At 53.0% G+C, this 26093-nt stretch carries 20 protein-coding genes; 8 read left to right on the top strand and 12 right to left on the bottom strand.

Annotated features, from left to right (window positions below):
• Positions 1–6: 6 nt before the first annotated feature.
• Genes FPZ49_RS14730 through FPZ49_RS14720 form a run of 3 tightly spaced genes read left to right on the top strand, consistent with a single transcriptional unit; the run spans position 7 to position 2914 of the window.
• On the top strand, positions 7–975 hold the full coding sequence (locus FPZ49_RS14730) for an ABC transporter permease (RefSeq protein ID WP_144847937.1): 969 nt from the start codon (positions 7–9) through the stop codon (positions 973–975).
• 22 nt (positions 976–997) lie between these two features.
• Positions 998–1876 (top strand): carbohydrate ABC transporter permease, encoded by an 879-nt coding sequence (locus FPZ49_RS14725; RefSeq protein ID WP_144847935.1) that lies wholly within the window; start codon positions 998–1000, stop codon positions 1874–1876.
• Positions 1877–1915: 39 nt separating this feature from the next.
• Positions 1916–2914, top strand: coding sequence for a D-2-hydroxyacid dehydrogenase (locus FPZ49_RS14720; RefSeq protein WP_144847933.1), 999 nt, complete (start codon positions 1916–1918; stop codon positions 2912–2914).
• 84 nt (positions 2915–2998) lie between these two features.
• On the opposite strand, the gene FPZ49_RS14715 is transcribed toward FPZ49_RS14720, so the two are convergent.
• From FPZ49_RS14715 to FPZ49_RS14705, 3 genes are all read right to left on the bottom strand, one after another.
• Positions 2999–3772 (bottom strand): carbohydrate ABC transporter permease, encoded by a 774-nt coding sequence (locus FPZ49_RS14715; RefSeq protein ID WP_315899177.1) that lies wholly within the window; start codon positions 3770–3772, stop codon positions 2999–3001.
• A 137-nt stretch (positions 3773–3909) separates the two neighbouring features.
• Entirely contained in the window at positions 3910–4875 is a 966-nt protein-coding gene (locus tag FPZ49_RS14710; RefSeq protein ID WP_261381416.1) for an ABC transporter permease, read from the bottom strand.
• A gap of 24 nt (positions 4876–4899) precedes the next feature.
• Positions 4900–6420, bottom strand: a complete 1521-nt coding sequence (locus FPZ49_RS14705; protein ID WP_144847929.1) for an ABC transporter substrate-binding protein — start codon at positions 6418–6420, stop codon at positions 4900–4902.
• A 225-nt stretch (positions 6421–6645) separates the two neighbouring features.
• Here FPZ49_RS14705 and FPZ49_RS14700 point away from each other — a divergent pair, with 225 nt between their 5' ends.
• Together FPZ49_RS14700 and FPZ49_RS14695 are read left to right on the top strand one after the other, a co-directional pair.
• On the top strand, positions 6646–8214 hold the full coding sequence (locus tag FPZ49_RS14700) for a flavin monoamine oxidase family protein (protein ID WP_144847927.1): 1569 nt from the start codon (positions 6646–6648) through the stop codon (positions 8212–8214).
• A gap of 55 nt (positions 8215–8269) precedes the next feature.
• Positions 8270–8449, top strand: coding sequence for an H-type small acid-soluble spore protein (locus FPZ49_RS14695; protein WP_144847925.1), 180 nt, complete (start codon positions 8270–8272; stop codon positions 8447–8449).
• Positions 8450–8509: 60 nt separating this feature from the next.
• On the opposite strand, the gene FPZ49_RS14690 is transcribed toward FPZ49_RS14695, so the two are convergent.
• The 8 genes from FPZ49_RS14690 to FPZ49_RS14655 form a co-directional block, all read right to left on the bottom strand.
• Entirely contained in the window at positions 8510–9526 is a 1017-nt protein-coding gene (locus tag FPZ49_RS14690; RefSeq protein WP_144847923.1) for an SGNH/GDSL hydrolase family protein, read from the bottom strand.
• A 20-nt stretch (positions 9527–9546) separates the two neighbouring features.
• Positions 9547–10692 (bottom strand): fatty acid desaturase family protein, encoded by a 1146-nt coding sequence (locus FPZ49_RS14685; protein WP_144847921.1) that lies wholly within the window; start codon positions 10690–10692, stop codon positions 9547–9549.
• Positions 10693–10906: 214 nt separating this feature from the next.
• A complete protein-coding gene (locus FPZ49_RS14680; RefSeq protein ID WP_261381415.1) occupies positions 10907–13051 on the bottom strand; it encodes an MMPL family transporter in 2145 nt (714 codons plus the stop codon).
• Between the two features lie 44 nt (positions 13052–13095).
• Entirely contained in the window at positions 13096–14247 is a 1152-nt protein-coding gene (locus tag FPZ49_RS14675; protein WP_144847919.1) for an NAD(P)/FAD-dependent oxidoreductase, read from the bottom strand.
• Positions 14248–14277: 30 nt separating this feature from the next.
• Positions 14278–14991 (bottom strand): methyltransferase domain-containing protein, encoded by a 714-nt coding sequence (locus tag FPZ49_RS14670; RefSeq protein ID WP_261381414.1) that lies wholly within the window; start codon positions 14989–14991, stop codon positions 14278–14280.
• Complete coding sequence (locus FPZ49_RS14665; RefSeq protein ID WP_144847915.1) at positions 14984–16156, bottom strand: type III polyketide synthase; 1173 nt, start codon at positions 16154–16156, stop codon at positions 14984–14986. Before FPZ49_RS14665 ends, FPZ49_RS14670 begins: the two co-directional genes overlap by 8 nt.
• A gap of 167 nt (positions 16157–16323) precedes the next feature.
• Positions 16324–17880 carry an FAD-dependent oxidoreductase gene (locus FPZ49_RS14660; protein ID WP_391563823.1) on the bottom strand — a complete coding sequence of 519 codons (1557 nt, stop codon included), beginning with the start codon at positions 17878–17880 and terminating at the stop codon, positions 16324–16326.
• A gap of 68 nt (positions 17881–17948) precedes the next feature.
• Complete coding sequence (locus tag FPZ49_RS14655; RefSeq protein WP_144847914.1) at positions 17949–19199, bottom strand: MFS transporter; 1251 nt, start codon at positions 19197–19199, stop codon at positions 17949–17951.
• A 291-nt stretch (positions 19200–19490) separates the two neighbouring features.
• Between FPZ49_RS14655 and FPZ49_RS14650 the strand changes: the two genes are divergently transcribed.
• The 3 genes from FPZ49_RS14650 to FPZ49_RS14635 all read left to right on the top strand — a co-directional run bounded on the left by FPZ49_RS14650 (position 19491) and on the right by FPZ49_RS14635 (position 23571).
• Positions 19491–21023 (top strand): spore germination protein, encoded by a 1533-nt coding sequence (locus tag FPZ49_RS14650; protein ID WP_144848037.1) that lies wholly within the window; start codon positions 19491–19493, stop codon positions 21021–21023.
• A 24-nt stretch (positions 21024–21047) separates the two neighbouring features.
• The gene (locus FPZ49_RS14645; RefSeq protein WP_144847912.1) at positions 21048–22226 is read left to right on the top strand and encodes a Ger(x)C family spore germination protein; all 1179 of its coding nucleotides are present in this window, start codon (positions 21048–21050) and stop codon (positions 22224–22226) included.
• Positions 22227–22476: 250 nt separating this feature from the next.
• Complete coding sequence (locus FPZ49_RS14635; RefSeq protein WP_144847908.1) at positions 22477–23571, top strand: GerAB/ArcD/ProY family transporter; 1095 nt, start codon at positions 22477–22479, stop codon at positions 23569–23571.
• Between the two features lie 222 nt (positions 23572–23793).
• Here FPZ49_RS14635 and FPZ49_RS14630 read toward each other — a convergent pair whose 3' ends face one another.
• Complete coding sequence (locus FPZ49_RS14630; RefSeq protein WP_144847906.1) at positions 23794–25626, bottom strand: FAD-dependent oxidoreductase; 1833 nt, start codon at positions 25624–25626, stop codon at positions 23794–23796.
• Positions 25627–26093: the final 467 nt, after the last annotated feature.

Below are 26093 nucleotides of genomic sequence, written 5' to 3'. Positions count from 1 at the left end.
GCAGCGATGAGCTTCCATCCATCGGCAGAACCAGTGGAATTACCGTTAGGCGGTACAGCCGCTTCCTCCCGCCGCTCCTGGCGGAAGCGGCTGGCCGCCGGGCGATACATGTACGTCTTGATCCTGCCAGGCTTTTTATACTTTGCCCTGTTTAAGCTGCTGCCGATGTGGGGGATGCTGATCGCTTTTCAGAACTACAACCCTTTCGCAGGCATCCGTGGCAGTGAATGGGTCGGCTTCACGCATTTTCTCGAGCTGTTCGGGGACGATCATTTTTACGTGCTCCTGCGCAATACGCTGCTGATCAATGTGCTGAATTTGATCTTTTTCTTTCCGGTCCCTATCGTACTTGCCGTGATGCTCAATGAGGTGCGGCACGAATGGTTTAAGAAGCTGAATCAGTCCGTTGTCTATATGCCTCACTTCCTCTCGTGGGTGGTCGTCGCCAGCATGACGTTTTTCGTACTTTCCGTCGATGTCGGCTTCATCAATAAGCTGCTCGTTTCGCTGGGTTTGGAAAGCGTTTCATTTCTCTCCGAGCCGCGCTACTTTTGGGGCATCCTGACGGCGCAAAATATTTGGAAGGAAAGCGGCTGGGGTACGATCATTTTCCTCGCCGCCGTTGCGGGCGTAGATCCGGAGCGGTATGAAGCGGCGATCATGGACGGGGCTAGCCGGTGGCGGCAAATTTGGCACATCACGCTGCCCGCGATCCGCCCCACCATTGTCATCCTGCTCATTCTGAGGCTCGGCCATATGGCAGACGTCGGCTTCGAGCAGGTGCTGCTCATGATGAACCCGCTGGTAAACAACGTCGCCGACGTTTTCGATACGTTCGTGTATTTCCGGGGCATCCAGCAGGGAGAAATCAGCCTCGGTACGGCGGTAGGCATGTTCAAGGGAGTGGTGGGACTTGTTTTGGTGCTGATTTCGAATTATGTGGTCAAAAAGCTCGGGCACGAAGGGATTTACTAAGCCAGGATTGGAGGAACCAGCCATGAGCTATGTTAATAGAAAAAAGCTGGGTGCAGGCGATTGGTTGAACTACACCGTGCTGGGCTTCATCTCGCTCGTCAGCCTATTCCCGTTTCTGTATATCGTCAGCCTGTCGCTGACCGATCCGACGACGTATACGCCGTTAAAATTTTATTTGATCCCGGACAAATGGTCCTTGGCCTCCTACCGATACATCTTGTCGACCGACAGCTTCCTCCACGCTTTGAAAAGCACTGCCTTCGTGACTGTCGTCGGCACGGTACTGAATCTCCTCTTTACCTTCACCATGGCGTACGGCTTAACGAAGAAATGGGTGCTCGGCCGTAATTTTTTTCTCGGCACCGTGCTGGTTACGCTGTTTTTTAACGCCGGAATCATCCCCCATTACCTGCTTGTCAAGGAAATGGGGCTGCTCAATTCCTACTGGTCGCTTATTTGGCCCAGCCTGACGAGCGCTTGGAACATCATCGTGGTCAAAAGCTTCCTGGAGTCCATCCACCCGGAGCTGGAGGATGCCGCCCGCATCGACGGCTGCTCCGATCTGGGCGTCTTTCTTCGGATCGTGATTCCCCTCTCCCTGCCGGCGATCGCAGCCTTCACGTTATTTTTTGCGGTCCAGCACTGGAATACATACTTTAACGCGCTCATCTATATTTCCGACTCGAAAAAATGGACACTCCAGGTGCTCATCAAACAGCTCGTGATGGAAAACGACGCTTCCGGCATCGGGGAAACCAGCAGCGGTGATGAAGCGCTGGTGCCGAAGGAAACGATCCGAATGGCATCGATTATTCTGGCCATGCTGCCGATCCTGGTCGTCTATCCGTTTTTGCAAAAGTATTTTGCCAAAGGGGTTATGCTTGGCTCTGTCAAGGGCTAGCTTCCATATCCAAAACAACCTAAGGAGTGTGCTCAAGCCATGTCAACGCAAAGAGAAATTCATACCGTCCTTGCCACCGTCGAGTATAAAGGCGCCCATCTCGAGAAGCTGAAGGAAGCGTTCGCCCCGGCGAAGCTGCTGCTCGTAGACCGACGCGATGATGCCGCTATCGAGGCTGCGCTGCAAGAGGCGGACGTCGCCGTGCTCGCCGGCGATTTGGATGAACGGCATCTCGCCGCGCCGAAGCTGCGGTGGATTCACTGTGACCACGCCGGTCTCAACAAATCGGCCCGTCCCGAGGTGTTCGAGAAGGGTCTGATCGTCACCAGCTCCGCCGGACGCTCCGGCCCGGTGCTAGCCGAACATGTCATGTATTTCTCCCTGGCGCTCACCTACCAGTTTCCGCGGTTTTACGCGGCGCAGCAGGCGCATCAATGGGGCATTCCCGGGCAAAACGACCTGCGCGGCCTGTATGGTAAGACCATGGGCATCCTTGGTCTCGGAAATACCGGCACGGAGCTGGCCGTTCGTGCGAAGGCGTTCGGCATGCGGGTGCTCGGCTACCGCCGCAGCGTGAGCGAGGCGCCTCCGGGCGTGGATAAGCTGTACTGCGCGGAGCGAGGCGACACGCTGGATGAGCTGCTGCAGGAAAGCGATATTGTGGCCCTGGTGCTGCCGTTAAGCAACGCCACCCACCATCTGATTGGACAGCGGGAGCTTCAGCTGATGAAGCGAACCGCTTATCTGGTCAATCTGGCGCGCGGTGCGGTAGTCGATGAGCAAGCGCTTCTATCGGCGCTGCGCGAGGGCGTCATTGCCGGCGCAGGGCTGGATACGTTCGCGACCGAGCCGCTGCCGAGTGACAGCCCGCTGTGGGATGCGCCGAACACGCTGATTACGCCGCACTGCACGCCGGCCGTCCCCGATCGGATCGGACGGTCGCTTGATATCATCAGCCGCAACGTGGAGGCCTATCGAAACGGGCAGCCGATGGTGAACCTGCTGACGGTCAAAGACGTTTATACGAAGGGAAATTAATCGTACTTCAAAAACGAAGGGGCAATCCCTCAAGTAGATTATTAATCTACTTATGGGATTGCCCCTCTTTTTACATCCAAAACATCAGCCCTTGATCGAACCAAGCATAACTCCTTTTGCAAAATGCTTCTGCAAAAACGGATAAATCACCAAAATCGGGGCCACCGCCAGCACGATCGAGGCCATCCGGATCGTTTCGAGAGGCGCGTTGCCGCCGTCCGAGGCCACAGTTTGGCTGCCGACGCCATTGGATTGCGAATCGATGATGAGTGTTTTGACCAGCACCTGGAGCGTCCACTTTCTCGTGTCACTGATATAGATCAGCGCATTGAAATACGTGTTCCAATGTGACACGGCAAAGAACAGCGTGAAAGCGGCTATGGCGGGCATGGACAATGGAATGACGATTCGAAGGAATACTCCGATGTCCGAACAGCCATCCATCCGAGCGGATTCCTCCAGCTCCGCAGGCAGCGATTCCAGAAAGCTTTTCACGACGATCAAGCTCCACGCATTGGTCAAAGCCGGCCAGATTAAGGCCCAATAGGAATTTAGCAGACCTAGGTTCTTGACCAGAATATAATTCGGGACAATACCCGCATTAAATACCAGGGTAAAGACGACGCCACTGAGGATCACTCCCCGCCCAGCCACATCCTTCTTAGTCAGCCCGTAGGCCATCATAAAGGTAACGATCAGATTCAGCACCGTGCCGACCGCTGTCACGAAGGCTGTGCTTTTGATCGCGTTAACGAAGCTGTTGGTGGACAAAATGTAGCGGTACGCCGCAAGGGACCATTTTTCCGGAAAGAGATAAAATTTGAGCGGCACATAGACGGCCGGATCTGTAAACGACACGCTGAAAATGTAGAGGAAGGGAAAAACCGAGATCGCCGATATGCCGAAGAGCAGAATGTAATTGATCCAATCTCCCCAGGTTAGGCGCTTTTTGTGTGTAATGCTCAGAACCGTTCACCTCCGTATACTGTGCTGGCTCAATAGATCCCATCGTGTCCCAGCTTCTTGACTACATAGTTGGCCGTCGTCACCAAAATGAGCCCGATCACGCCTTTAAACATGCCAACCGCGACCCCTACGCTGGTCTGCCCCCGCAGGATGCCTTGATTATAGGCATACGTGTCGAACACATCTGCTACCGAATTCACCAATGGGTTCATCATCAGCAAAAGTTGCTCGAAGCCGACGTCCGCCATATGACCGAAGCGGAGAATAAACAGGATGAGAATCGTCGGGCGGATCGCTGGCAGCGTAATATGATAAATTTGGCGCCACCGCCCTGCTCCGTCCACCACCGCCGCTTCATACCGGGTCGGATCGACGCCCGCGATTGAAGCCAAAAAGATGATCGTGCCCCACCCGGCATCCTTCCAAATATTTTGGGCGGTGAGGAGCGCCCAAAAGTATTGGGGCTGAGACAGAAAAGCGATGGGCTTGAAGCCGAGCGTATACAAAACTTTATTGACGATCCCGATGTCGGTCGACAAGACGAAGAAGGTCATGCTCGCCACTACAACCCAAGATAAGAAATGCGGCATATACACAATCGATTGATGGATTCGCTTATACAGCCCATGCCGCACCTCGTTGAGCATCAGAGCCAGCACAATCGGCAGCGGGAAATAAAACACCAGATTAAAGATGTTGATCAGAAACGTATTGCGCAGCATGATATAAAACTGCTCGCTTTGAAACATCTCCGTGAAATGCTTCAGCCCCACCCACTCGCTGCCCCAAAACCCGGCAAACGGGCTGTAATCCTGGAAGGAGATCAAGAGCCCCCACATCGGGCCGAACTTGAACACGATAAAAAACAATATGCCGGGGAGCATCAAGAGATAAATATACTTGTTTTTATTCATGCGGACCGCGAGTCTGTCGAGGCCCGATTTACGGGCCCCGCGGACTTGCGCCATTGCGGCAGGATTAGCTGTTTTTTCCATAGGTGCTTGTGCTCCTCCCCCCGGTTACTTTCCGGTCTTACTCTTGTAATCATCGGCGTATTCCTTGAACGCCTTCTTCAGCTGCGGGTCATTGACCAGCTTGTCAACGTACTTTTTATAGTCGTCCATCGAAATTTGTCCGGCTACCGCTTTGATCATCATGCTCTTCATTTCCGAGTCGTATTTCGGCCAGGTTTGCACCCAGGTCGGGGAATACAGCCACGTGAACGGATTTACCTTGCCGACTTGCTCAAAGTTCGCCACGGCTTTTTCCTTGGCCTCGTTCTCTGCGCGCGACACTCCGGAATAGTCTACCTTGCCCCATTTCGTGTAGGCCGGGGTGAGCGGCGATAACGAGGTCACGTTGATTTGCTTGACGCCAAGATCGGTCAGCTGCTTATCACCGTTAACCTGCTTATAGTGCACGCCTTCCTTGCCCCAATACCCGAAATTCGTAAGCTCGTCGCTGGCGGTTTTTTCGAAATAGGCGAGAATGCGCTCCACCTTCTCCTTAGGCACCTTCTTGCTGATGTAAAAAGCGCCTCGCGTACCGATGTCTAATACCGCGGTAATACCGCCTGGTCCCTTCATCGGCTGCAGCGTATCCAGCTTCCCGGCGGGCTGCACCTTCTGGATGTCCTTCGTCCAGACAAAATCATAATAGATGCTGGCCTGGTAGGAAGCCGCCCGGCCGCTGCGCAGCAAATCCTTCTGCTGGGTATCATTCAGAGTTGAAAACTCCTGAGGCAGCAATCCATCGGCGTAAAGCCCGCGGAACCATTCGACGGTGCTCGTAAACTGTGGCGTCAGGATATCCCGAAGCATGCCGCCTTCGCTGTTATAAACCGGATCAAGTGCTCCGAACGCCGCCATGATCGTAGACATCTGCGGACCTGTGGCAATCAGCCCGATCGTATCGTCCTTCCCGTTGCCGTCGGGATCGCTCTTCACGATTTTTTTGAGCGCTTCCTTGTATTCGTCCAGCGTCTTCGGCTGCGGAATGTTCAGCTTCTCCAGCCAGTCCGCGCGGATCTTAATTCCGGGATCGATCAGTGAGCGGCTGCGCGGGATTCCCCACGTTTTCCCGTCCAGCTTGACATAATTCCAAGAATTGGGCGTCATTTTATTTTTTAAATTCGGATATTTGGAGAAGTCACCCAGCAGCGGAGTCAGGTCCCAGAAGGCGTTCTGTTTAATGGCGCTGATCAGCGTCGGTCGGATATAGTCCCTAGCGTAGATCACTTCCGGCAGCTGTCCGGAGGAGATCATCAAATCAAATTTCGTATCGTAATCGTTGCCATCGGGTACCCAGGAAATATTAAGCTTGGTATTGGTCAGCTTCTGCAGCTCGGTGTAATATTCATTATTCATATCCGGCACTTCATTCGTCTGGCTGGTCATCATCTCGATTTCCAAGGGCCCTTCGGCCGCTTTCTGACTGCCGCTGTCGCCTGCAGCCGGCGCACCTCCACTGCCTCCGGTCGAGCATCCTCCAAGCAGCGCGAGCACAAGAGTGAACACTACACCCGCTTTAACGCGTTTCATTCGCTTCGCCCCCTCAAGTTAAGAAATCGCTTTCATTATATAATGGTACGTAGTCTGTACTTAGCCCTCAATGGTCAATTCAATTACTCCGCCCCCGCCCCCTCTGAGATCAAAAATTGACTACGGATGACCATGCTTCGACAGTCATTTTAAGCTCAAAACGATATGCTAGCTCATAGCACGGTTCGTTTAGACAGAATATGAAATCTATTAGAGGGTGATCATGTGGGACATGTACCGATCTTCGATCAATTGAGGGACATCATCTTCAAGCTGGAAAATGATTCTGGCGAGAACGCGGGAGGGCTCGATAAACCGATTAAGCGCCGCGATTTTTTAAAGCAAGCGACTGCCGCCGGATTGGCGCTTTCGTTTCCAGCCCTTTTCGCTCAAAGCGCCTTTGGAGCTCCCTCCAAGCCAAGTGCCGGTGCCCCGAGAATCGCGATTGTAGGCGCGGGCCTCGCCGGATTAACAGCGGCTTACACGCTGATGAAAGCCGGGTACATCGCCAAGGTATATGAGGCCTCCGACCGTGTCGGAGGAAGATGCTGGACGCGCCGGGGCGATTTTGCCGATGGTCAGCTCGCGGAGCATGGCGGAGAGCTTATCGATAACAGCCACCTTGAATTGAAACAGCTGGCCCAAGAAATGGGACTTACGCTGGACAATCTGAATCAAGCACAAAAAAACGGGACGGAAGCCTTGTATTATTTTAACGGAACACCTTATACCTACAAGGAAGCTACAAGGGACATCAAGGAAATTTGGCAGACCTTACATAAGGATTTCTCTGACGCCGGCTATCCGACGTTGTATAATTCGTATACTGCGCGCGGTTTAGAGCTGGACCAGATGTCGGTATTGGAATGGATTAACCGGAATGTTCCCGGAGGCTCCTCATCGAAGCTCGGCAAGCTGCTAGACATTGCCTACAACATCGAGTATGGCGGTGAATCCAGTGAGCAAAGCGCATTGAATCTGCTGTATCTGCTTGGGTATCGGGGCCAGGGGCAATTGCGCATATTCGGCCCTTCGAACGAGAAGTTCCATATTCATGGAGGAAATGATCAGCTGGCTTCCGCCCTGTTTTCTCGGCTTCCCGAGCAAGTGAGCCTCGGTCACGAGCTTACCGCCATTAAGCTGAACGATAATCAGTCCTACACGCTGACCTTCCAAACCGCGAGTGGTAATCGTGAGCTCATTGCTGATCGGGTCATTTTGACCGTCCCCTTCTCGATCCTTCGCTCCAGTGTAGATTTTTCCAAAGCAGGCTTCCGAGCTCTGAAACAAACTGCCATCCGTGAACAAGGGATGGGCACCAACGCGAAGCTGCATGTGCAGTTTAAGAACCGTTTCTGGGAGGCGCAGGGATGCACCGGCGAAACCTTTGCAGATACGGGCTACCAGAACACTTGGGAGGTAACTCGAGCCCAGCCTGGGGCTTCCGGCATCCTAGTGGGCTATACCGGAGGAAGGGTGGGTAAAAGCTACTCCGATCTGGGAGTGGTCAACCCCTTTCTGACCCAGCTCGAACCGGTGCTGCCCGGCAGTACACAGCAATGGAACGGGAAAGCGACACTCGATTACTGGAGTGGATACCAGTGGACCCGAGGCTCCTACTCGTATTGGAAGGTAGGACAGTATACGAAATTCTCGGGCATTGAGCGGGAACGGGAAGGGAATTGCTTTTTTGCGGGCGAGCATACCTCCATTGATTTTCAAGGGTATATGAATGGCGCGGTCGAAACCGGGCAGCGGGCGGCGAAGGAAATTTTGTCCGATCTCAAAGCATAAGAAACGAATCCGATGCCCACATTAATATCGTTAGAAAAAGATGGAGGTATTGGATATGAATACACAACGTGCCGCAGCGATTGCCGCTTCGCCGGTGATGGCTCATGTGACCTGCAATGGCGAGCCGGTTTACATTCAGCATGTAGACGAGGGCAATCAAACCGCAAGAATCTATCCCCTGAATCAGCCGGAAAATGAAAAAGAAGTGCCTTTAAGTGAATTAATTGAGCATTAAAAAAGAAGGGGTGCCTACACGGTGTAGGCGCCCCTTCTTCCATCATTCCAGCGCGTCGAGCTACAGCTTTTGCCGCAGAATAGCAGCCAGCTTCTCCCCGATTTCCATCATGCCGTAATCGTTCGGATGGAGCAAATCGTGAATCAGCCCGTTCATGGACGTAAGAAGCTCCCTTCCATCAACGTATTGGACGTGTGGCAGGCCAAGACGCTGAACGATCCCCTGTAGAACCGCTCGATACTCGTCTGCAGTGGAAACCGAATCTTTCCCCGGCCAGCGCAGCCCTACATCATGAAAGGATGGGAACAGGCCGATGCAGACGAGAGGCTTCCCTGCATGACCCCGGGCTACCGAATCGACCAGATACGTCGCGCGCGCCTCGAACTCACCGGCAGATACGCCCTGGTTGAGCATATTGACGGACAAGCACATCGAAGCGAAGTCCCAATCGTCGCGGGCGGCCAAATAATCGGCGAGCGCCGGCTCGCAGAATGCAGTGCCCGATGCGCCCAAATTGATCACGTCCGCGCGCAGACGCCAGCCGACCTGCTTCACGTAGGTCAGTGCCGGATGGGTCGCCGCGATCCCTTGCGTGATCGATGTGCCATACGCCAAGTAACGGCGAGACGGCACCTCATCCGCACGCGGAGGACGGATGCTCTCCCCTTCGATGGCAAGGATATGAATTTCGCCTTTGGGAAAGAGGAGTCTCCAGACGCTCGAAGCAAAGGTCAATTCGTTCCGATCGAGCGCATCCATGGCCAGAAAGCCTGGCTCAGGGAGCGTCAGCTCCACCGTTGTTGGCTCCTCACCAATCGTGTGCGTCCCCACTGGAAAATCTCCCGCATACGAATAGGCCTGCACCGGCCCGCTGTAGCTCATAAGGGTCAGCTTGACCGTTCCCCCGCCGCTGACACAGCGGATTTCGCAGCCGGCAGCTTGGCGGTACACGGCCTGCGTCGCCGGACGCAGCTGCTGTCGAACCTTCTCCGGCACACGCTGCAGCAGCAGCCCCGGCCGGCCTGGCACTTCCACAAGCTCAGCTACATTATGTAATTCTAGATTGTCATACAACATGAGTTCATTCCCTCCAGTTTCTAAGCTCCGTGTGTGATTCCTCCGGAAATCGTAGGACCCGTACTCGGTTGGAGCTCCGTTTTTCCATTTGCGCCATCCTGCAAGCCGAACTTATAAGGACGGGCCGTGCTCGGAAGTGGACGGTGAACCGTATACGCAGGATCCTTCCTTTGCTTCCACAGCGCTGCGATCACTTCTTGGAGCGCCGCCCCTAAGCTGCTGCTGGGCTTCGGACAGTCCGCCTGCATCTCTTTATGCAGAGCTGGGAGCGCATGATAAGGCACCATCGGAAACATATGATGTTCGATATGATAGTTCATGTTCCAATAAAGAAACCGGAACACCGGGTTCAAATACATGGTGCGTGTGTTGAGCCGATGATCGAGCACATCCTCATGCAGACCCAAGTGCTGAGTCATCCCAAACAACAGCACCATGATCGAGCCATAAAACGAAGGCAAGCCAACCAACATCAGCGGCAGCATGCTTTGATAGTAAAGCGATAAACCGGTCACGGTCAACAAAATTAGCAAATAAATCCGTGCCTCCAAATACACCTTGGGGCGCTCCGACTCTGGGATATATTCGTTCTCCGTCGCGTCCACTTTGCCGATGCAGTGAAGGAAAAAGCGTTTGATCTCAATCGGCCCGCCGTATAAGTGGAGAATTTCCATAAAGACGATCTTATAAATGGGCGGTCTCGGCAGAAAAATCTCCGGATCGCGTCCGACGATGTAGGTGTCGCTATGGTGACGGGCGTGGCTCCAGCGCCATGGCGTCGCCGACCTCAGCACCAGGAAGGAAGCCAGCTGGTAGATGACCTCATTCATCCACGGTGTCTTGAACGCGGTCCCGTGTCCGCACTCGTGCCAGCGGGAGTCCCCCGGAGAGGCATACAAGGTGCCATAGATCAGGAACGCCGGAATCGCCCACCACGTCCCCCAGGAATAATACGCGAGCACGCCCGCGCCAATCAGCGCCGTAATCCAGATGATCGTATCGCGGATCGCCGGCCCGTCCTTTCGCTTCATGAGCTCCTTCATCCGCTGACGGGGGATCGGACATTGGTACCACTCCGCCGAGGCGAGCCCTTTTTCCTGCGCAAGCTTGTTTTCATTGCCGTACAGGCTGTAATCTCTTCGTTTCCGTTTCGTAGTTGAAGACATCGCCGCTTCTCCTCCTCAACTGCTCTTATTCCGTTTCACATGCTCATAGGGCCTACATCGCGACGTCTCCGACATTGGCAGCTGTCAGGGGTTCTGCTGCTCGATCCGCAGGCCCCTTCGGTTCATCTATATCTAATTGTACAGAGCGATGCCTGGATTGTATTTGGCCCAAAGCAACAATGTTGTATCCAAAATCACACTGGATGAGTGCTTTCTATTTGAACCGTTTGGGAGCCCACCAGTTCCAGTCCCCCAGCCATTTCATGAGCGAGGGGACCAAAATCAGCCGAATGACCGTGGCATCGATCAAGATCGCAGAAGCAATGCCAATCCCCAGCTGCCTCACCCCCGCTACCTCACCGAACGCAAACGGCACCGTCACAGCGACCATAATCGCGGCGGCCGACGTGATGATTCGACTTGTGGATGCTACGCCGATCAGCACCGCGTTGTGATTGTCTTTTGTCCGCTGATACCTCTCGAAAATGCGGGATACCAGGAACACGCCGTAATCCATACTGATCCCAAAGACCAGTCCGAAAATAAAGACGGGAATCATAATCGCAATACTGCCCTGCTCCATCCCCAGGTGTCCCTCTCTAAAAATCCATACCAGAAGGCCAAACGCGGCGCCTATGCTCAAGAAATTCATCGCTATCGTTTTGAGCGGAATGAGAACGGATCGGAAGGCCAGATAAAGCACGATAAAATTGGATACGACAATAAACAGAATCACTCGATGCAGATTATCGAAAATGACGTCAAAAACCTCCTGCTGATACTTCGCTTCTCCTCCCAGCAGGATGGGTATTCCTTGATGCGCAGCCTCCCGCTCCCATCGTCTGACCCAGTCCATCGCAGGCTTGGATGCCGCTCCCCCCTCTAGCGTTACTTGAATGAGCATCCGGTTTTCATGAACAAAAGGTTGAATGTATCTCTCTTTTAAACGAGGCTGCTGAGCCAAGAGGTATAGCTGCTCAGGCGACATGTGCAGACGGTCAAAAATGGAGTCTATTCGCAGGACGCCCGGATCCCTTTTTAGCTGCTCGGTTAAGGTATGGGCCTCAAGCCAATCGTTTTTGCTCAGCGTATGTGCTCCCTTTCCCTGAGCCACGATAAAAATACGAGCTTCCGAAGGAGACTCGAAGTGCGCTTGATAGGCTTCCGCTGCCATGCGGGACTCCTTGCCTTGCGGTAAAGAGCTGGCGTCCGGAATCGCGACCTCGAGCTTGTTTAAAGGCAGAAGGCAGCACAATAACAGGAGCAAAGCGAGCAGCCCCATACGAATCGGCCGCTTTAACACATAGCCCGGCCACACATACCAGAGGGTCGATGTTCTGAAGGCGGACAATGGCTTGCTTTCCGCATGAATTGCACGGCGAAGAACAACGAGGAGCGCCGGAAGCAGCGTTAAGGTCAAGCAGACCGAAACCGCCAGGACGAGCATGGCCCCCATCGCAACAGACGAGAACATGGGCAGCGGAATCAGCAGGACGCCCAACAAGCCCAGCCATACGGCAGCGGCTGAATACATTACGGACCTGCCGGCAGTCTGCATCGTTGTCATTAAAGCCTGCTCTACCGGGCCGCACTCCAGCTCTTCACGAAACCGGCTCACCAGCATTAAGGCGTAATCGATGCTCAAAGCCAGTCCCACCATAGGAATCACATTGAGTACAAAATTGGACAGCTCCATCCTCGTCCCGAGCAAGTACATCATTCCCATCGTGCCGGTTACCCCGATCACCCCTATGACAATGGGCAGTAGTGCGGAAACGACACCACCAAACGCGATCCATAAAATCAGGAAGGCCGCAGGAATTCCGATCCGTTCGGCTTGGGTCAGATCCTTAAAGCTAGCCTCGTTGACATCCGCTTGGACGACGGATTTGCCTGTCATTCGAACCGAAATCGCTGGATGATGCGATAGACGTCGATGCATTTCGTCCAGCACAGGCTTCATTTCATAAGAATGCTGACGAAACGAAAGCAGCGCATAGGCAAAATCCCCTTCGAGCATTCCTGCCCGTTCCAAAGGGGACACTACCTCGAGCAGACCGTTCATATCCTTGAATTGGAGCATGCTGCTGGCGATATATTGTTGAAATTGCTCCTGCGATACACTCTGCTTTTTCTCAAACACCAGAATGACCGGATCCTTCGGAACATGGAAATCCTCGGCTAGGATTTGCTGCACCTTGACATAGGAGCCGTCTGCGAGCAACCCATGATCCTGCAGCACCGTCGTGAGCTTAGGAGCATAAAAACCAAAAAGGACCAAGAACATGGTCCAAAACACAAGTATAGCTTTGGGATATCGAAAAGAGAGGACGGCAAGCTTCCGTAAGCCCATGACCATGCTATGCCCCTCTCATGTGTGGATTGAAATGGTAGTGGGAATTGCTACTCGAGCTCTTTCAATCGGGTTGCCCTAACTAAGCTGGAGGTCAAACGAGGAGTGAACTGGGCTAAACTCAGCAAAGGCGAGGAGAGCGTGGAGCTGCTTAGCAGCCAGGATAAAAGGCGTCCCCACCGCAGTGGTCCCTGGAATTCGCGCACCAAGGATTGCGAGTACTCATACTCCCACTGGGAAAGGGAAATGCTCCCTTGCAAATAGCGATCGGCAAAAGAGGCACAGCGCAGCGCCGACCGCAGGGCCAGCGACATGCCGTCTCCGCAGAGCGGCGGCAGCATCATTGCGGCATCGCCCACATGGGGGATCATATCCCACGCCACCGGATTACGGGCAAGATCGACCGGGGCAACGGCCGCTTGCGTTCCCGGAATCGGGACGGCTCCCGCCAGTCTTTGTTCCAGTCTGGGATTGCTGCGTCCAGCGGCTTCGATCAAACCCAGGATCGTTTTCTCATGGATACCGAAAGCCTTGGGCGACACCAGTGCCGCAGCATTGATGCTGCCGCCTTCCACAGGACAAATCCCCAAATAGCCACCGGGGAAAAAATAAAGCTCCACCACAGGCTCCATCTCAATGCCACTAAAATGGGATTTCACGCCCATGTACGTCTTCCTCTTCGCAGCGGATTCCCGCTTAGGGGCTTGGCCGGGAAGTCCTGACCGACGATTGGCGCCCCATGCCGCGATGACGGTGCGCGCCTTCAAGGTATGAATCCCCGTCTCCCGCTTCGTTTCGATCGTATAGCCCTCAGCATCGGGGTATACGGCTGTCACCGTCGCTGCCGTCTGCACTTCGGCGCCCGAGCTCGCTGCCTCACGATGTAGAGCGAGGTCTAAGGCGTGCCGGCTAACCCCTAACGCCATGCCAGGCAAAGGAATTTCCAGCGGGTCGCCACGGCCCAAGATCAACCGAATCTTGGTGATACTGCTGGGTTGAAGCGATTGTACCGCATCGCGCAGCCCAAAAGCTGTAAGCATCTGCTGCGATTCCGGAGATAGAAATTCTCCGCACACTTTATGCCGGGGGAACCGCTGCCGATCCAGCACTACGGTTTCCCAGCCCCGGTCCGCTAAGGCTTTGGCCAAGCTGCTGCCGGCAATCCCGGCACCAAGAACTGCTGCATCCAGGATGCGGCTCATCGCATTCAACTCCCAGCTACGCTTTGTAAATTATATCCGGTGCTTGCCGATCACGACGGCATAACGAAACAGCGGCCTCCAGCTGTGCACCATTTCAGAATTTCCAAGGGAGGCTCGGAGCTTAAGCCAATCGGCCGACCGAAACCCTTTGGCCACGGACAAAGGCCCATCGTGTACAATATATCGATTATTGGAGACGATCCGTGCCATGAGCCAGACGGCCACCCAGGCCATCCAATGCCGGTGAATGTCATTGATGACGACGCCCAGCCGAGACGCTTTCAGCATACACTCCAGCACGCCGGGAAGCTCTTGTTCCGTAAAATGATGCACAAACTGAGTGCCTGTGACAATGTCTGCAGAGCCGGCCGGCAGCGCGAACAAGTCGCTTTTCATCACCTGGACCCGCGGTTCATCTTGAAATAACAGCTTCGCTTCCTCACAAGCTTCATCAGTGATGTCAACGAGCGTAATCCGAAGCTCGATTCGATTCTGATCCGCCCAGCGCAGCAGACGCCGGTTCACATCTCCAGATCCGGCTCCGACATCCAAGATCGACAGGCTGCCCGGCTTCTTCGCTTCCGCCCATAGCCGCTTCACGCCGTAAAGGGTAGGTCCCGCCGCACCGAAAATCCGGTTCAGCCTTCGCAGGTGCTGCAGCGCTTCGGTCAGCTCGATTCCTCCGGTTGTAAAGTCGTCCATCAGCTCCGGCTCTGCAGCCCGCTGTCGCAGACGTCTAAACACTAGTGCCGATGCTCCCTGAAAGCTGCGCTTGAATGATGGCGCTTGTGCTTGGCGCATAAGCGATTTGGATCATCTCGACCGTGAGGCCCGGACCGAAAGCGAGCGCGATGCCTCCAGCACGTTCTGATCCCCGTCCCTCCAGCTGCTGCCTCATCTCGTTAAGCACGAACAAGATAGTGGCGGACGAGACATTGCCGTAGTTGCGAAGAACGCTAAGACTTGGCTGCGTCTGCTCCTCCGTAAGCTCAAAAATATCCTGAAGCGTATCGACTATGCCTCGGCCGCCGGGATGAATCGCCCAAAGCTCCAGCTCCGGTGGATGAGTGTCTCCTTTTAGCAAGCGCTCGACTTCTTGGGGAACCAACCGTCCGATTTGCTTCGGGATATCCGGAGAAAGATACAGATCAAACCCGTGATTCCCTAGCTCCCACACCATGTCCTCGGCGGAGTCCGGCAACAGAACCGAGTGAGCTTGGCCTAATTGAAATATGCCTCTATGCTCCGCCCCCGCTGAGCCGACGACACAAGCGGAAGCCCCATCACCGAAAAAGGAGGCGGCGAATAACGCTTCCCGTTCCGTGGAAGGTTGGATGTGCAGCGTGCACAATTCAACGCAGACCACTAAGACTTTTGCGTGCGGGTTGCCCGCCACAATTTGTTTGGATAAGCAAACCGCCTTTAACCCTGCGGCGCAGCCCAAAAATTGAAGCGGTATGCGATTTACGGTGTCTGAGAGCTCTAGCTGCCTGATCAGCGCTGCATCCATGCCCGGAAGAAATTGACCGGTGCAGCTGACGGTAATCAGATGCGTAATATCAGAGGGTTGCGCATCCGCATCGGAAAGCGCCTTTCTAGCCGCCTCCAGCCCTAGCGGAACGGATGCTTCTTTGTAGGTTTTCATCCGCTCAGCCGTGGTGGGCACGGATGTATTCGATACGCTCGGAAAATATCGGCAGCTTTCAGCTGGCTCCAGCAAATTCGGTTCGCAGGTAAACCGGCTCTCCACGCCGCATTGCTTGAATATGCGTTTGGCCCAGCGCGCGGAGTTCGGATTGTCTTTGAGTGCTTCCGCTAACCTCTGGGCTGTCTCGCCTTGTTCGAGCCGGTAAGCCGGCACGGCCGTACCTATGCCTAAGATTGCAATGCTGCGATCCCCATGTTCCATATCCGTCTTCCACCCTCCGTGCAATAATCTAGCTCATCCTGCGCGGACATGCTTTTTGCTTTTACCATTCTTATTCGTCATGTCTGTTCAATATGACGGTCGATGGAATGATGGCCAAATAAAGTAAGAGCGACCCCTGGTGAGGAGCCGCTCCTAGAATAGGACCCTTAAACATTAAAGCTGCTGGAGTTCGTTAAAACCTTCAAAGGACGCTTCGCTGGACCTTCAAGCACTTCTCCCTTGTACGAAAATCTGGAGCCGTGACACGGGCAATCCCAGGTTCGTTCCCCGTGGTTCCACTCGACCTCACAGCCCATGTGGGTACAGGTGGTATCTACGATATGCAGTGTCCCCTGCGGATCCCGGTAAGCTCCCGCCCGGCTTCCATTGACCTTAACCACGGCCCCTTCATCGTTCGCGAGCTCCTCCGGCGTGTGATGGAGCAGCTCCAGCTTGCCGGCTACCAGGTGCTTCGCTACGTCCGCATTTTGCACGATCATCGTTTTCAGGCTCGGATCGAGATGAAATCGTACTGGGCTAAACAGTTCGCGGTACCGGCTTTCCTTTCCCAGCACCAGCCTTTCAAGCAATAACGCTGCCGCTGTGCCGGTCGTCATGCCCCATTTTTTGTATCCCGTGGCAACCAGAATTTGAGGGGAATCTGCCGTCGTTTGCCCGATAAAAGGAAGCTTGTCCGCCGTGATCAGGTCTTGCGCCGACCAGCGATAGCAGATCCGCTCTAGTCCAAAATGCTCCCTTGCGAATTGCTTCAAAGCCTCATAGTGCTGGATCGTGCAGATGCCCTGCCCTGTTTTGTGATTTTCTCCACCGATCAGAACCATTTTCGTTCCATTATACGTCGTAGCTCGAATCGAGCGTTTCGGGTCCTCGGCACTTAAATACATCCCGCCGGGGTAGTCTTGGGCGGTTTTTACACCCAGCACATAAGAACGTTCCGAATGCATTCGGGCAAAATAAAAGCTCAGTCCATCAATAAACGGAAAGTGCGAGCAGGACACGACATGCTTACAGGTGATGGTATGACCCTCGCTGGTGACAACCGCTGTGCGGTCCCCTTTTTCAACGGAAATGGCCGTGGTGTTTTCGAAGATTTGTACACCGTGAGCGGCGGCTTGCTCCAGTAAGTGCAATAAATAGGGGATCGGGTTAAAACGGGCCTGATTTTTCATGATAATGGCCGCTTTGGTTGGAAAAGGAAGCGGAGTTTGCTTGACAAAGGCTCCGGGGATATGCAAATTTTGATAGGCTTTGAATTCTGCAGCCAGCTTGGCTATATACTCATCGGAACTGGTATAGACGTAGGCATCTTCTTCTGTAAAATCGCAAGCGATTTGCTGCTCCTGCACCGTTTGCTTGATGAAGCTCAGGGCTTCCCAGTTGGCCTCATAATAAAGCGCCGCCTGCTCTACTCCGAAGTTAGAGATCAATTCGTCGTAAATCAAGTCATGCTGGGCCGTAACTTTCGCCGTGGTATGTCCGCTCGTTCCGCTGAGAATGCGCCCAGCTTCAATTAATACCACGCTTAAGCCTTGCTTGGAGAGCAGGTACGCGGTTGTAATTCCGGAGATGCCTGCTCCGACGATCGCTACATCGGCTTCGATGCTGCCGGTCAGCTTAGGGAATTCGGGAAAGCTCGACGAGGCTCGCCAATAGGATTCCGGAAACTGCGGGAGGTCTATAGGTGATTCATCCTGCATGGACATGTCGGGTATCATCCTTTTTTTGGCATAATATACCCAGCCCCAAGGAGAATATACCCATTTACCCCTAGCTACGTGGACGAGTCGAGCTCCGAGGATTGCCGCGCAGCTGCAGCCGTGTGTCGATCCCTGATCATCAGCACTCCCAGGATACCGCAAAGTCCGGTGATCAGAAACACCACCTGAAACGAAAGGTCCGCCAGCCAGCTGCTGCCGATCATCACGATCGCACTGGTGCATAAGGAAATCATCGAATTAATACTGATCGCCATCGGCAGCCGCGCTCGTGAAATTTGCTCCAGAATCAGGATACCGCTGCTCAGGTTGTAGCCGATGATACACATATTCGTTAAGGCAAATGCGGCGTAAACCGACCACAGTCCGGGGAACAGCACGACCAGCAGACTGCCCAGCCCGCCGGCGGCCGATGCTGCCATCAGCACCTGCCGATGTCCGATCCGGTCCGACAGCATCCCGAAAATCACACTCCCCGCGATATTGGCCAGCCCGGTGATAGCGGTAAACAAGGCAATCGTCGAGCTCCCCGCTTGAAACGTCCGCACAGCATAGAGCGTATAATACGCCAACGCGGATTGGGCGGCCACCATCAATGCAAACCCCATCACGATGCGCTTATAGCCCGGATACTCCCGGAACATCGTGGGAATCGTTTTGAAGTATTGAAAATAATTCAGGTCCGCCTTCGCTACCTCATCCGCCTCCTGCTCCTGCATCAGCTGAAACATCAGCACATCCGCCAGCAGCAAAGTTACGCCGATTGCGAAAATGACTGTGTAGTTATATGGATACGGCACCCGGTTCAAAATCAACCCGCATACCGCCGCAGACCCTAGCGCAAGCACGCTGCCGGTTCCACTGCTGAAGCCGCGAAGCCGTCCTCGTTCGCTTGGCGCGACCAGCTTCGCAAACAGACTCATGTAAAAGATCCCGTACGAGCCGACGAACAGGTTGAACACGGCCCAGCCGATCAAGAACGTCACGACCATCAGCCGTGGATGCGCTTCGGCTAACAGCGGGACCGCCGCTACAACCAACAGGAAGCTGATGCGCTGAGTGAACAATATTTTAGCGAACACCTTCCCTTTGTGCGTGAGCTTCATGACCAGCTTGGCGAACAAGGGCTGACTGACAACGCTGCCGATCGATACCAAGGCGTTCACCAGCCCGATCTCAAAGGTGCTTGCCTTCAGATTGGCGAGAAAATACGTAATGACGGCATTCACCGACATAAAGGTCATCGCGTTCATAAATAACACAGAGTCCGTAAAGAAAAGAAAACGGTTGCGGCGGTGATAGTTCATGATTTACTCTCCTGCTCCCGGGGATTTTGTAATTCATATTACCATATTTCCCTCCTGAGGAGAGGTGTGTTATTGCGCCATGGCATAGTGCAAAAAAATGCCACTGATGCGGAACGCATCGGCTATAGGAAGGTCTGCTATATTTTAGCAAGCCTTCTTTTTTTTGCATAATTAAGGAAGGACAAGGCATGATAAGACAAAGGAATGATTTGGAGGGAATCTGCCTCAATGTTGAAGCTCGGTTTTATCAAATACCTATTGAAACAGTCAGGAAAGAAACAAACCGAGAAGATGGATCAGCAGCCACCGCAAACACCTAGCAATCACCTATTGGAACAGGAGCTTTCCCCTAGCTTGAAGCGCAATGAGAATCTCCTGTGCTCCATTTATGCCAATTGCTCGGATGTGGTGTTCCGTTCTTTTATCATTGGGAAAAATACGAAAGCCATCTTAGTTTATATTGATGGGTTATCGGATTCTGAAGGGATCGAAGAGCATGTTTTTACTCCTCTCCTACGGGATGAACTAGAGGAAAGCGCCGATTTTTTGAAGGCTGTCGAGCAGCGCTTAACCGTTACGCAGGTAAAACCATTTAGTACCATTGCCAAATGCATCGAGTGCCTTTCCAATGGCCTTCCGATTTTGCTCATGGATAACGAGACTCAAGGGCTCGCCTTAGGATTAAGCAAATGGGAAAAACGTGCGGTCGAGGAGCCTTCGGCAGAGGCCGGAATTAGAGGTCCGCGGGAGGGCTTTACGGAAACCCTCCGGGTCAATACCTCTCAAATACGCCGGATTATCAAAAGTCCTCATTTAAAAATGGAATCCATAGTTGTAGGTGAATACACTCAAACCAATATCGCCATCGCTTATATCGACGGAATCGCGGATATGACCGTGGTGGAAAAAATAAAGCAGCGGATCCAGAGTATCAAGATCGATGGAGTTCTGGAGAGCGGTTATATTCAGGAGCTGCTTCAGGAGCACCACTATTCTCCATTTCCGCAAATGCTTAATACGGAACGCCCTGATGTAACATGCGCCAATTTGTTAGAAGGAAGAATTGCTATTATTACGGAAGGCACTCCTTTTGTCTTAATCGCTCCCATTACCTTTATGTCCATCATGCAGAGTCAAGAGGATTATTATCAAGGGTATTTGATCGGTACGTTCACGCGGTGGATGCGTTACGGATTTACCTTTATCTCTCTCTTTCTTCCGTCGTTGTATGTGGCGATTCTAAGTTTTCATCAAGAGATGATCCCTGGATCCCTGCTCTTCTCTATGTCAAGCTCCAGAGAAGCGATCCCCTTTCCGGCACTGGTTGAGGCGTTGATCATGGAGGTTTTCTTTGAAGCGCTGCGTGAGGCTGGGGTGCGATTGCCGAAACAAATTGGTGCTGCCGTCAGTATTGTCGGTGCGCTTGTCATCGGACAAGCGGCCGTACAGGCCGGCCTCATTTCGGCTCCGATGGTGATCGTGGTTGCGATCGGTGGCATCTCTTCCTTTATGATTCCAAGATATATCACGGGGATTGCCCTCCGAATTTTACGTTTTCCAATGATGATCCTGGCAGGAACGCTAGGGCTTCTGGGGGTCATGACGGGTTTTATCGCCATTATTCTTCACATGTGCCAGTTAACCTCCTTCGGCGTTCCCTATCTCTCCTCCCTGGCTACCCCAAGATCGAAGGAGCTGAGAGACGTACTGATCAGGTCTCCTTTGTGGATGCTGGATACACGTCCACACCTTACGGGAGGGAGCAATCCATACCGTCAAGCACCCAACCAAAAACCGGCCCCAGGAAGAGAAGATGAGGGATAATTTCTTTAGAAGGAACCAAGCTATATGAAAAAAAAACTGAGCTTAGTGATCACCCTCCTGACTTGTTTGATGATTAGCGGCTGCTGGGACCGGATGGAAATCAACGATTTGGCTTTGGTTACAGCATTAGCTTTCGATACCGCGGGCAATAATCAAGTTCAAATCAGCGCACAAATTTTCATCCCTAAAAGTCAAAAAGGCTCATCCGGTGAAGGTGGCGGCGGCGGGGAACGACAGACCCTCGTACGCGCTGAAAAAGGGGAAGATACGGCCGATGCTTTGGCGAAGCTTCAAGCGAAAATTCCCCGGAAATTATTTTGGGGTCAATGCAAGGCATTCATATTCAGCGAAGGCTTCGCGAAGAAGGGAATCCGGGAGCAATTCGATTTTTTGGTGCGTCACCCTCAGCCAAGAGAGCGTGCCTTTATTTTTGTCAGTGAAGGAATGGCATCAGAAGCCCTAAAAGTGCTTCCTCCGCTTGAACGCACCTCGGCCACAGCACTGCGAAAGCTAGCCAAAAACAAGACGGGCATCGGAACCACGATGGAACAAGTATCCATGATGTTAAAAGGAGAATCTCAATCAGCCATCATTCCGTTGATTAAAATTCTTCAGCCGGAAGAAACGATGAAATCCTATGAAACCATTCCTTATATTTTTGGAACCGCCATTTTCAAGAAAGATCGAATGGTCGCGGAGATTTCAGATAAAGTGACTCGAGGTGTCATGTGGATCCGAAATGAAATCGAAGAATATACAAGCACCTTTAAGCTGAATGATGGAAAGGAAAAGGTGTCTTTAAATCCGGTTAAAGCCAGCGTAAAGCTAATTCCCTCCATTGAAGGGGATCATTGGATCATCACGGTGAAAGTAAAGACGGAAGGAGACATTGTTCAAAACGGTTCCATGCTGAATCCCATGAAGCCTGAAGCTTTTAATAAGATAGAAAAGGCATTCAAGGAAGATGTCCGTGAGCGGATCGAGCTTGCTCTTCACGTAGTGCAGCAAGAGGTAAAGGTAGACGTACTGGGCTTTGCTAAGGAGTTTCATGAAAAATATCCCAAAGAGTGGGAAAAGGTAAAAAACCATTGGGCGGACTTGTTCCCTAAAGTTGAAGTACGTACGGAAATTGAGGCCCGTATATTGAGACCTGGTCTTACCAATTATCCGGGGGGAGTACCCAAGGAAGAGGTGGAGCAATGAATTGGGTTTTCTGGGGAGCTACGGTGACCGTCCTATTGATCTTTTGCATAGAATGGCCGAAGCTGAAACAAAAACCGTTCCAAGATCGGGCCACGTTCGTAACAATACTCCTTGTGTCCTGGGTGATGTTCTATTTTGATCTGCCTCACACACCCGGTCCTACACAGCTGCTTCACAACCTTTATGAACCGCTGATTAGGGTACTTTTAGAACCGTGAGGACAGTCAATTATTGAGGAAGGTGACAACGGATGCTGGAGAAAGGACAAATTTCATCATTCCAACTTGGGATATTACTTTATCCGACCGTACTCGCCACAGGTTTCTTAATCCTGCCCGCCAGTTCGGCGTACTATGCCAGAAATGATTTTTGGATGACAGGTCTGTTTACCATTGTGTCCGGTTATCTATCCATTGCTTCTGCAGTCCAGCTCCATAAAATATACCCCAAAAAGACCATAGCGGAATACATGGAGCAAATCCTCGGGAAAATCCTAGGGAAACTTGTAGCTCTATTTTTCATCTTAGATATGCTTTTCTCCACTGGTGCTATTGCCAGGCAATATGCTGAATTTGTTAAGGGCAACTTCCTGTTCAATACACCGATATTGTTAATCATAGGCTTGATGCTGCTGCTCGCAGCCTTTGCCGTTCTAGGAGGAGCGGAGATGATCGCTAGGAGTGCCGTGATTCTAACTCCCATCTTTATTTCGCCGATTTTCTTTCTCCTTTTGCTAATTCCTGACATGCACATTAAAAATATATTTCCCATTCTAGGCCATGGGATTACCCCTGTCCTTAAGGGAGCCATCGGCCCTCAGGCGTGGGTATCTCAGCTTTTTCTTATGTCCTTCTTTTTGCCCTGCTTAAAGGATCCTCAAAAGGGAAAGAAATGGGCCTTGCTTTCTCTAGCTGCTATCATAGCTAGTATGGTATTTATCAACCTGATCACCTTATTTTTGTTTGGTGTGGATGTAGGAAACAAAACGTATCCCATGCTGACGGCCTTTCGTTATCTCAGCATCGCAGACTTCTTTGAGAATTTAGAGGCCTTGCTTCTGGCCATGTGGATTGCCGGAAACTTCGTGAAGATCGCGGTGTTTTATTATGTGTCTACTTATTCTATCGGTCAATGGATGAAGCTTTCAGATGTTCGGCCGATCGTATTTCCGGTTGGTTTGCTGATTCTGGTCTTTAGCTTGTGGGGGTTTCCAAATTATCTCACTTTGGGATTACAAGGAAGACTAGTAGCACCAATCGATATCCCCATGTACATGCTGCTGCTACCGCTGATATTACTGCTCGTGGCAAGCTTCCGCAAGAAAATGGCGAAGAGTACCCACTAGGAAGAGTTGAATGTGCGAAGTCGTAAGCAAAAAACCTGCCCCGGTCGTTAAGCCGAGGCAGGTTTTATTTTACTTCGCGTTTCCGCTTGAGCTTCGTTCCATGCGCCGCAAATGCTTCTGCAAACTCGTGCCACCTCTAATTATTGGCGTTAATTCGTAAGCTCCACATACCCTGCCGGATGTGTGCTAAATGTCCATGCGGCAGTCGCCCCTTCTCTAGCATCAGTAGCATCGAATTTCGAAAATACGAGCGTGATCCAATCCGTTCGTACCCCATACCTCCACGCGAAGCTTGCGCACTTGCTCCAGCTGCGTTTGGCAAGTCACCTGCCGCTGGTAGTTATCCTTGATGTGCATCACCTGCGCCTTTACCTGCTGGCACTCCGCCAAGACCCGGAACTCCTTCAGCGTTTCCGGCTGCGGTCCCCAGACGAGCTGCTTTTGCAGCGCCTCATCATGCGTCAGCGTCACTCTCCGGTGCATGCCCGTGTCGAGCACGATGGTGATTTCGCTTAGAGACACTGGCGTTTCCCATTCCAGCTCGATCCAGGGCTGCGGGTCGTCGGGAAGAGACATCCAGCGGTGAGTGCCGGGGCTGGTGACCAGATCGGGACGCAGGCCCCTTGCACCATTCATGGACCGGGTGTGCCCGTCGATCACATTCGCTGCCGGCCCTTCCGGCTGCTCGGACGAGGCCCGCACCTGGGCTTCACTTGCCAGGTTGCGGCCCGCAGCAATGCCGGGCAGAAACGCATCCTGCCGGATCAGCTGCTGCTGCGTTCGGCGGATCAGCTCCTGGTTTGGCCACGCCTTCTCCAACGGCAGCCCTTCCTGAATCGCCATGGCCGCGAACGTGCCGGCGCCTTGCCCCATCACACCGCAGGTCGCCATCACCCTCGTGCTGGAAAACGCAATGTGCGTAGCGGAAATATTGCGCCCGGCAAACATCAGATTATCCACGTTGGCGCTGATCAGGGAGCGCAGCGGAATCCCGTACACGAAGTTGGTCACCGGCTGCGAGCAAGGATCGCTGTCCTTGGCCTCGATCCCCTGGGGAGGGTGCGTATCCATCGGCCAGCCACCATAAGCCATCACGTCTTCAAAATGGATGGCGTGCTCCAAATCCCTCTGAGTGAGCAGATGCTTGCCGATAAATCGGCGCGATTCCCGCTTGCCCGGCACGAAGCCGAACCAATCCAGCGCCCAGTTCTCCGACTCCGGATGATGGCCGCTGTTCTTGATGTGGTCCCATACGCCCATCATGATGGCGAGCAGCTCATCGCGAATCAGCTCATTATCGGCAATCGTATTCAGCTGGCCGCCGAACTCTACCCACCAATAGCCATACTCCCAGGAGGTGTGGCTGCGGTACCTCAAATCCTCCTCCGTAAACGACTTCGCCCAGACTGGGGGAGTAAACTTCATCGGCTTGCCCATATTACGGGCCGTAAACAGCAGGGAAGAACCGAGTCGATACGAATCGGCTTCTTCTCCCGCATGGGACTCCCCGTATTGCCGCGAAGACTCCCGGCCGGTCGTGAAAAGCGCTCCCGCCTCTTTCCCGAGACGGCCGTCTCCCGTACAGTCCATGAAGATGTGGGCAAAAATGTCAAAAGCATGCTCCGTGCTCTCCCTCACAGCCTGAACGGAGACAATCCGGCTGCCGTCCATACGCACCCCGGTCACCGTCGTATTGAGCATCAGCGTCAGGTTCGGTTCAGCCCGGCATTTTTCATATAACAGGAGATCGAACACCGAAGCGCTTCGCTGCGGATTGCGGACTGCACATTCCAGCAGAATTTCCTCCAGAATGCCACCCTCCCTGGCCTCCGTCGCCAACACTTGCCCTCGCTTGGAGTGCGAAGCACCAACGATGTGCATCCGAATTTCCGACGAGGCGTTACCTCCCAGGACAGGCCGGTCCTGGCATAGAATCACTTTCGCTCCATTGCGCCCCGCCGCAAGGGCAGCCAAGACACCGGATATGCCGCCGCCCGCGACCAGCACATCTGTATGCTTTAGCTGTCTGAGGTGTTCTTTTGCTTCTATTTCCATAGTCGTTAATTCCTCCCATCTGCCGCGTACTTTTAGCGGTGATCTGACACTATGCACACCCTCAGTCGCCCCATCTCTCAGCTTCACGCTTTACTATGATTATACACAAAAAGAAAGGACCACCGAGTTAGATTCTCGAGTAGTCCCATGATTTTTCGTGTCACTTCGGCCGCTAGCATGTCCATTCTGCAATCAAGCTTACAAGCGAGATTAAGAACAAAATGCAGCCCAAAACGAAGGTCCCCATACTAAGCGATACCGTCATCAACAACGCCCCTAAGATTATCAGGATTCGTTTCTGTTCCTGCCTTACTTGCCTGTACTCGGTTCTTATTGCAGGGAAACTCAATCCCATGAAGCCCAAGCCTATGATCATCAGGATGGCCAAATCGATGTACAGATTTCCAGTTATGTTAGTAAAAGTGGCCCCCCGGCACGTGTTATGCCACATCGTAACCACCCCCTCG

Origin of the sequence: Paenibacillus cremeus (genome assembly GCF_007786445.1) — a bacterium.
GTDB lineage: Bacteria > Bacillota > Bacilli > Paenibacillales > NBRC-103111 > Paenibacillus_G > Paenibacillus_G cremeus.
The sequence above is the reverse complement of the archived record's forward strand: the minus strand, read 5'-3'. Positions and strand labels throughout refer to the sequence as shown.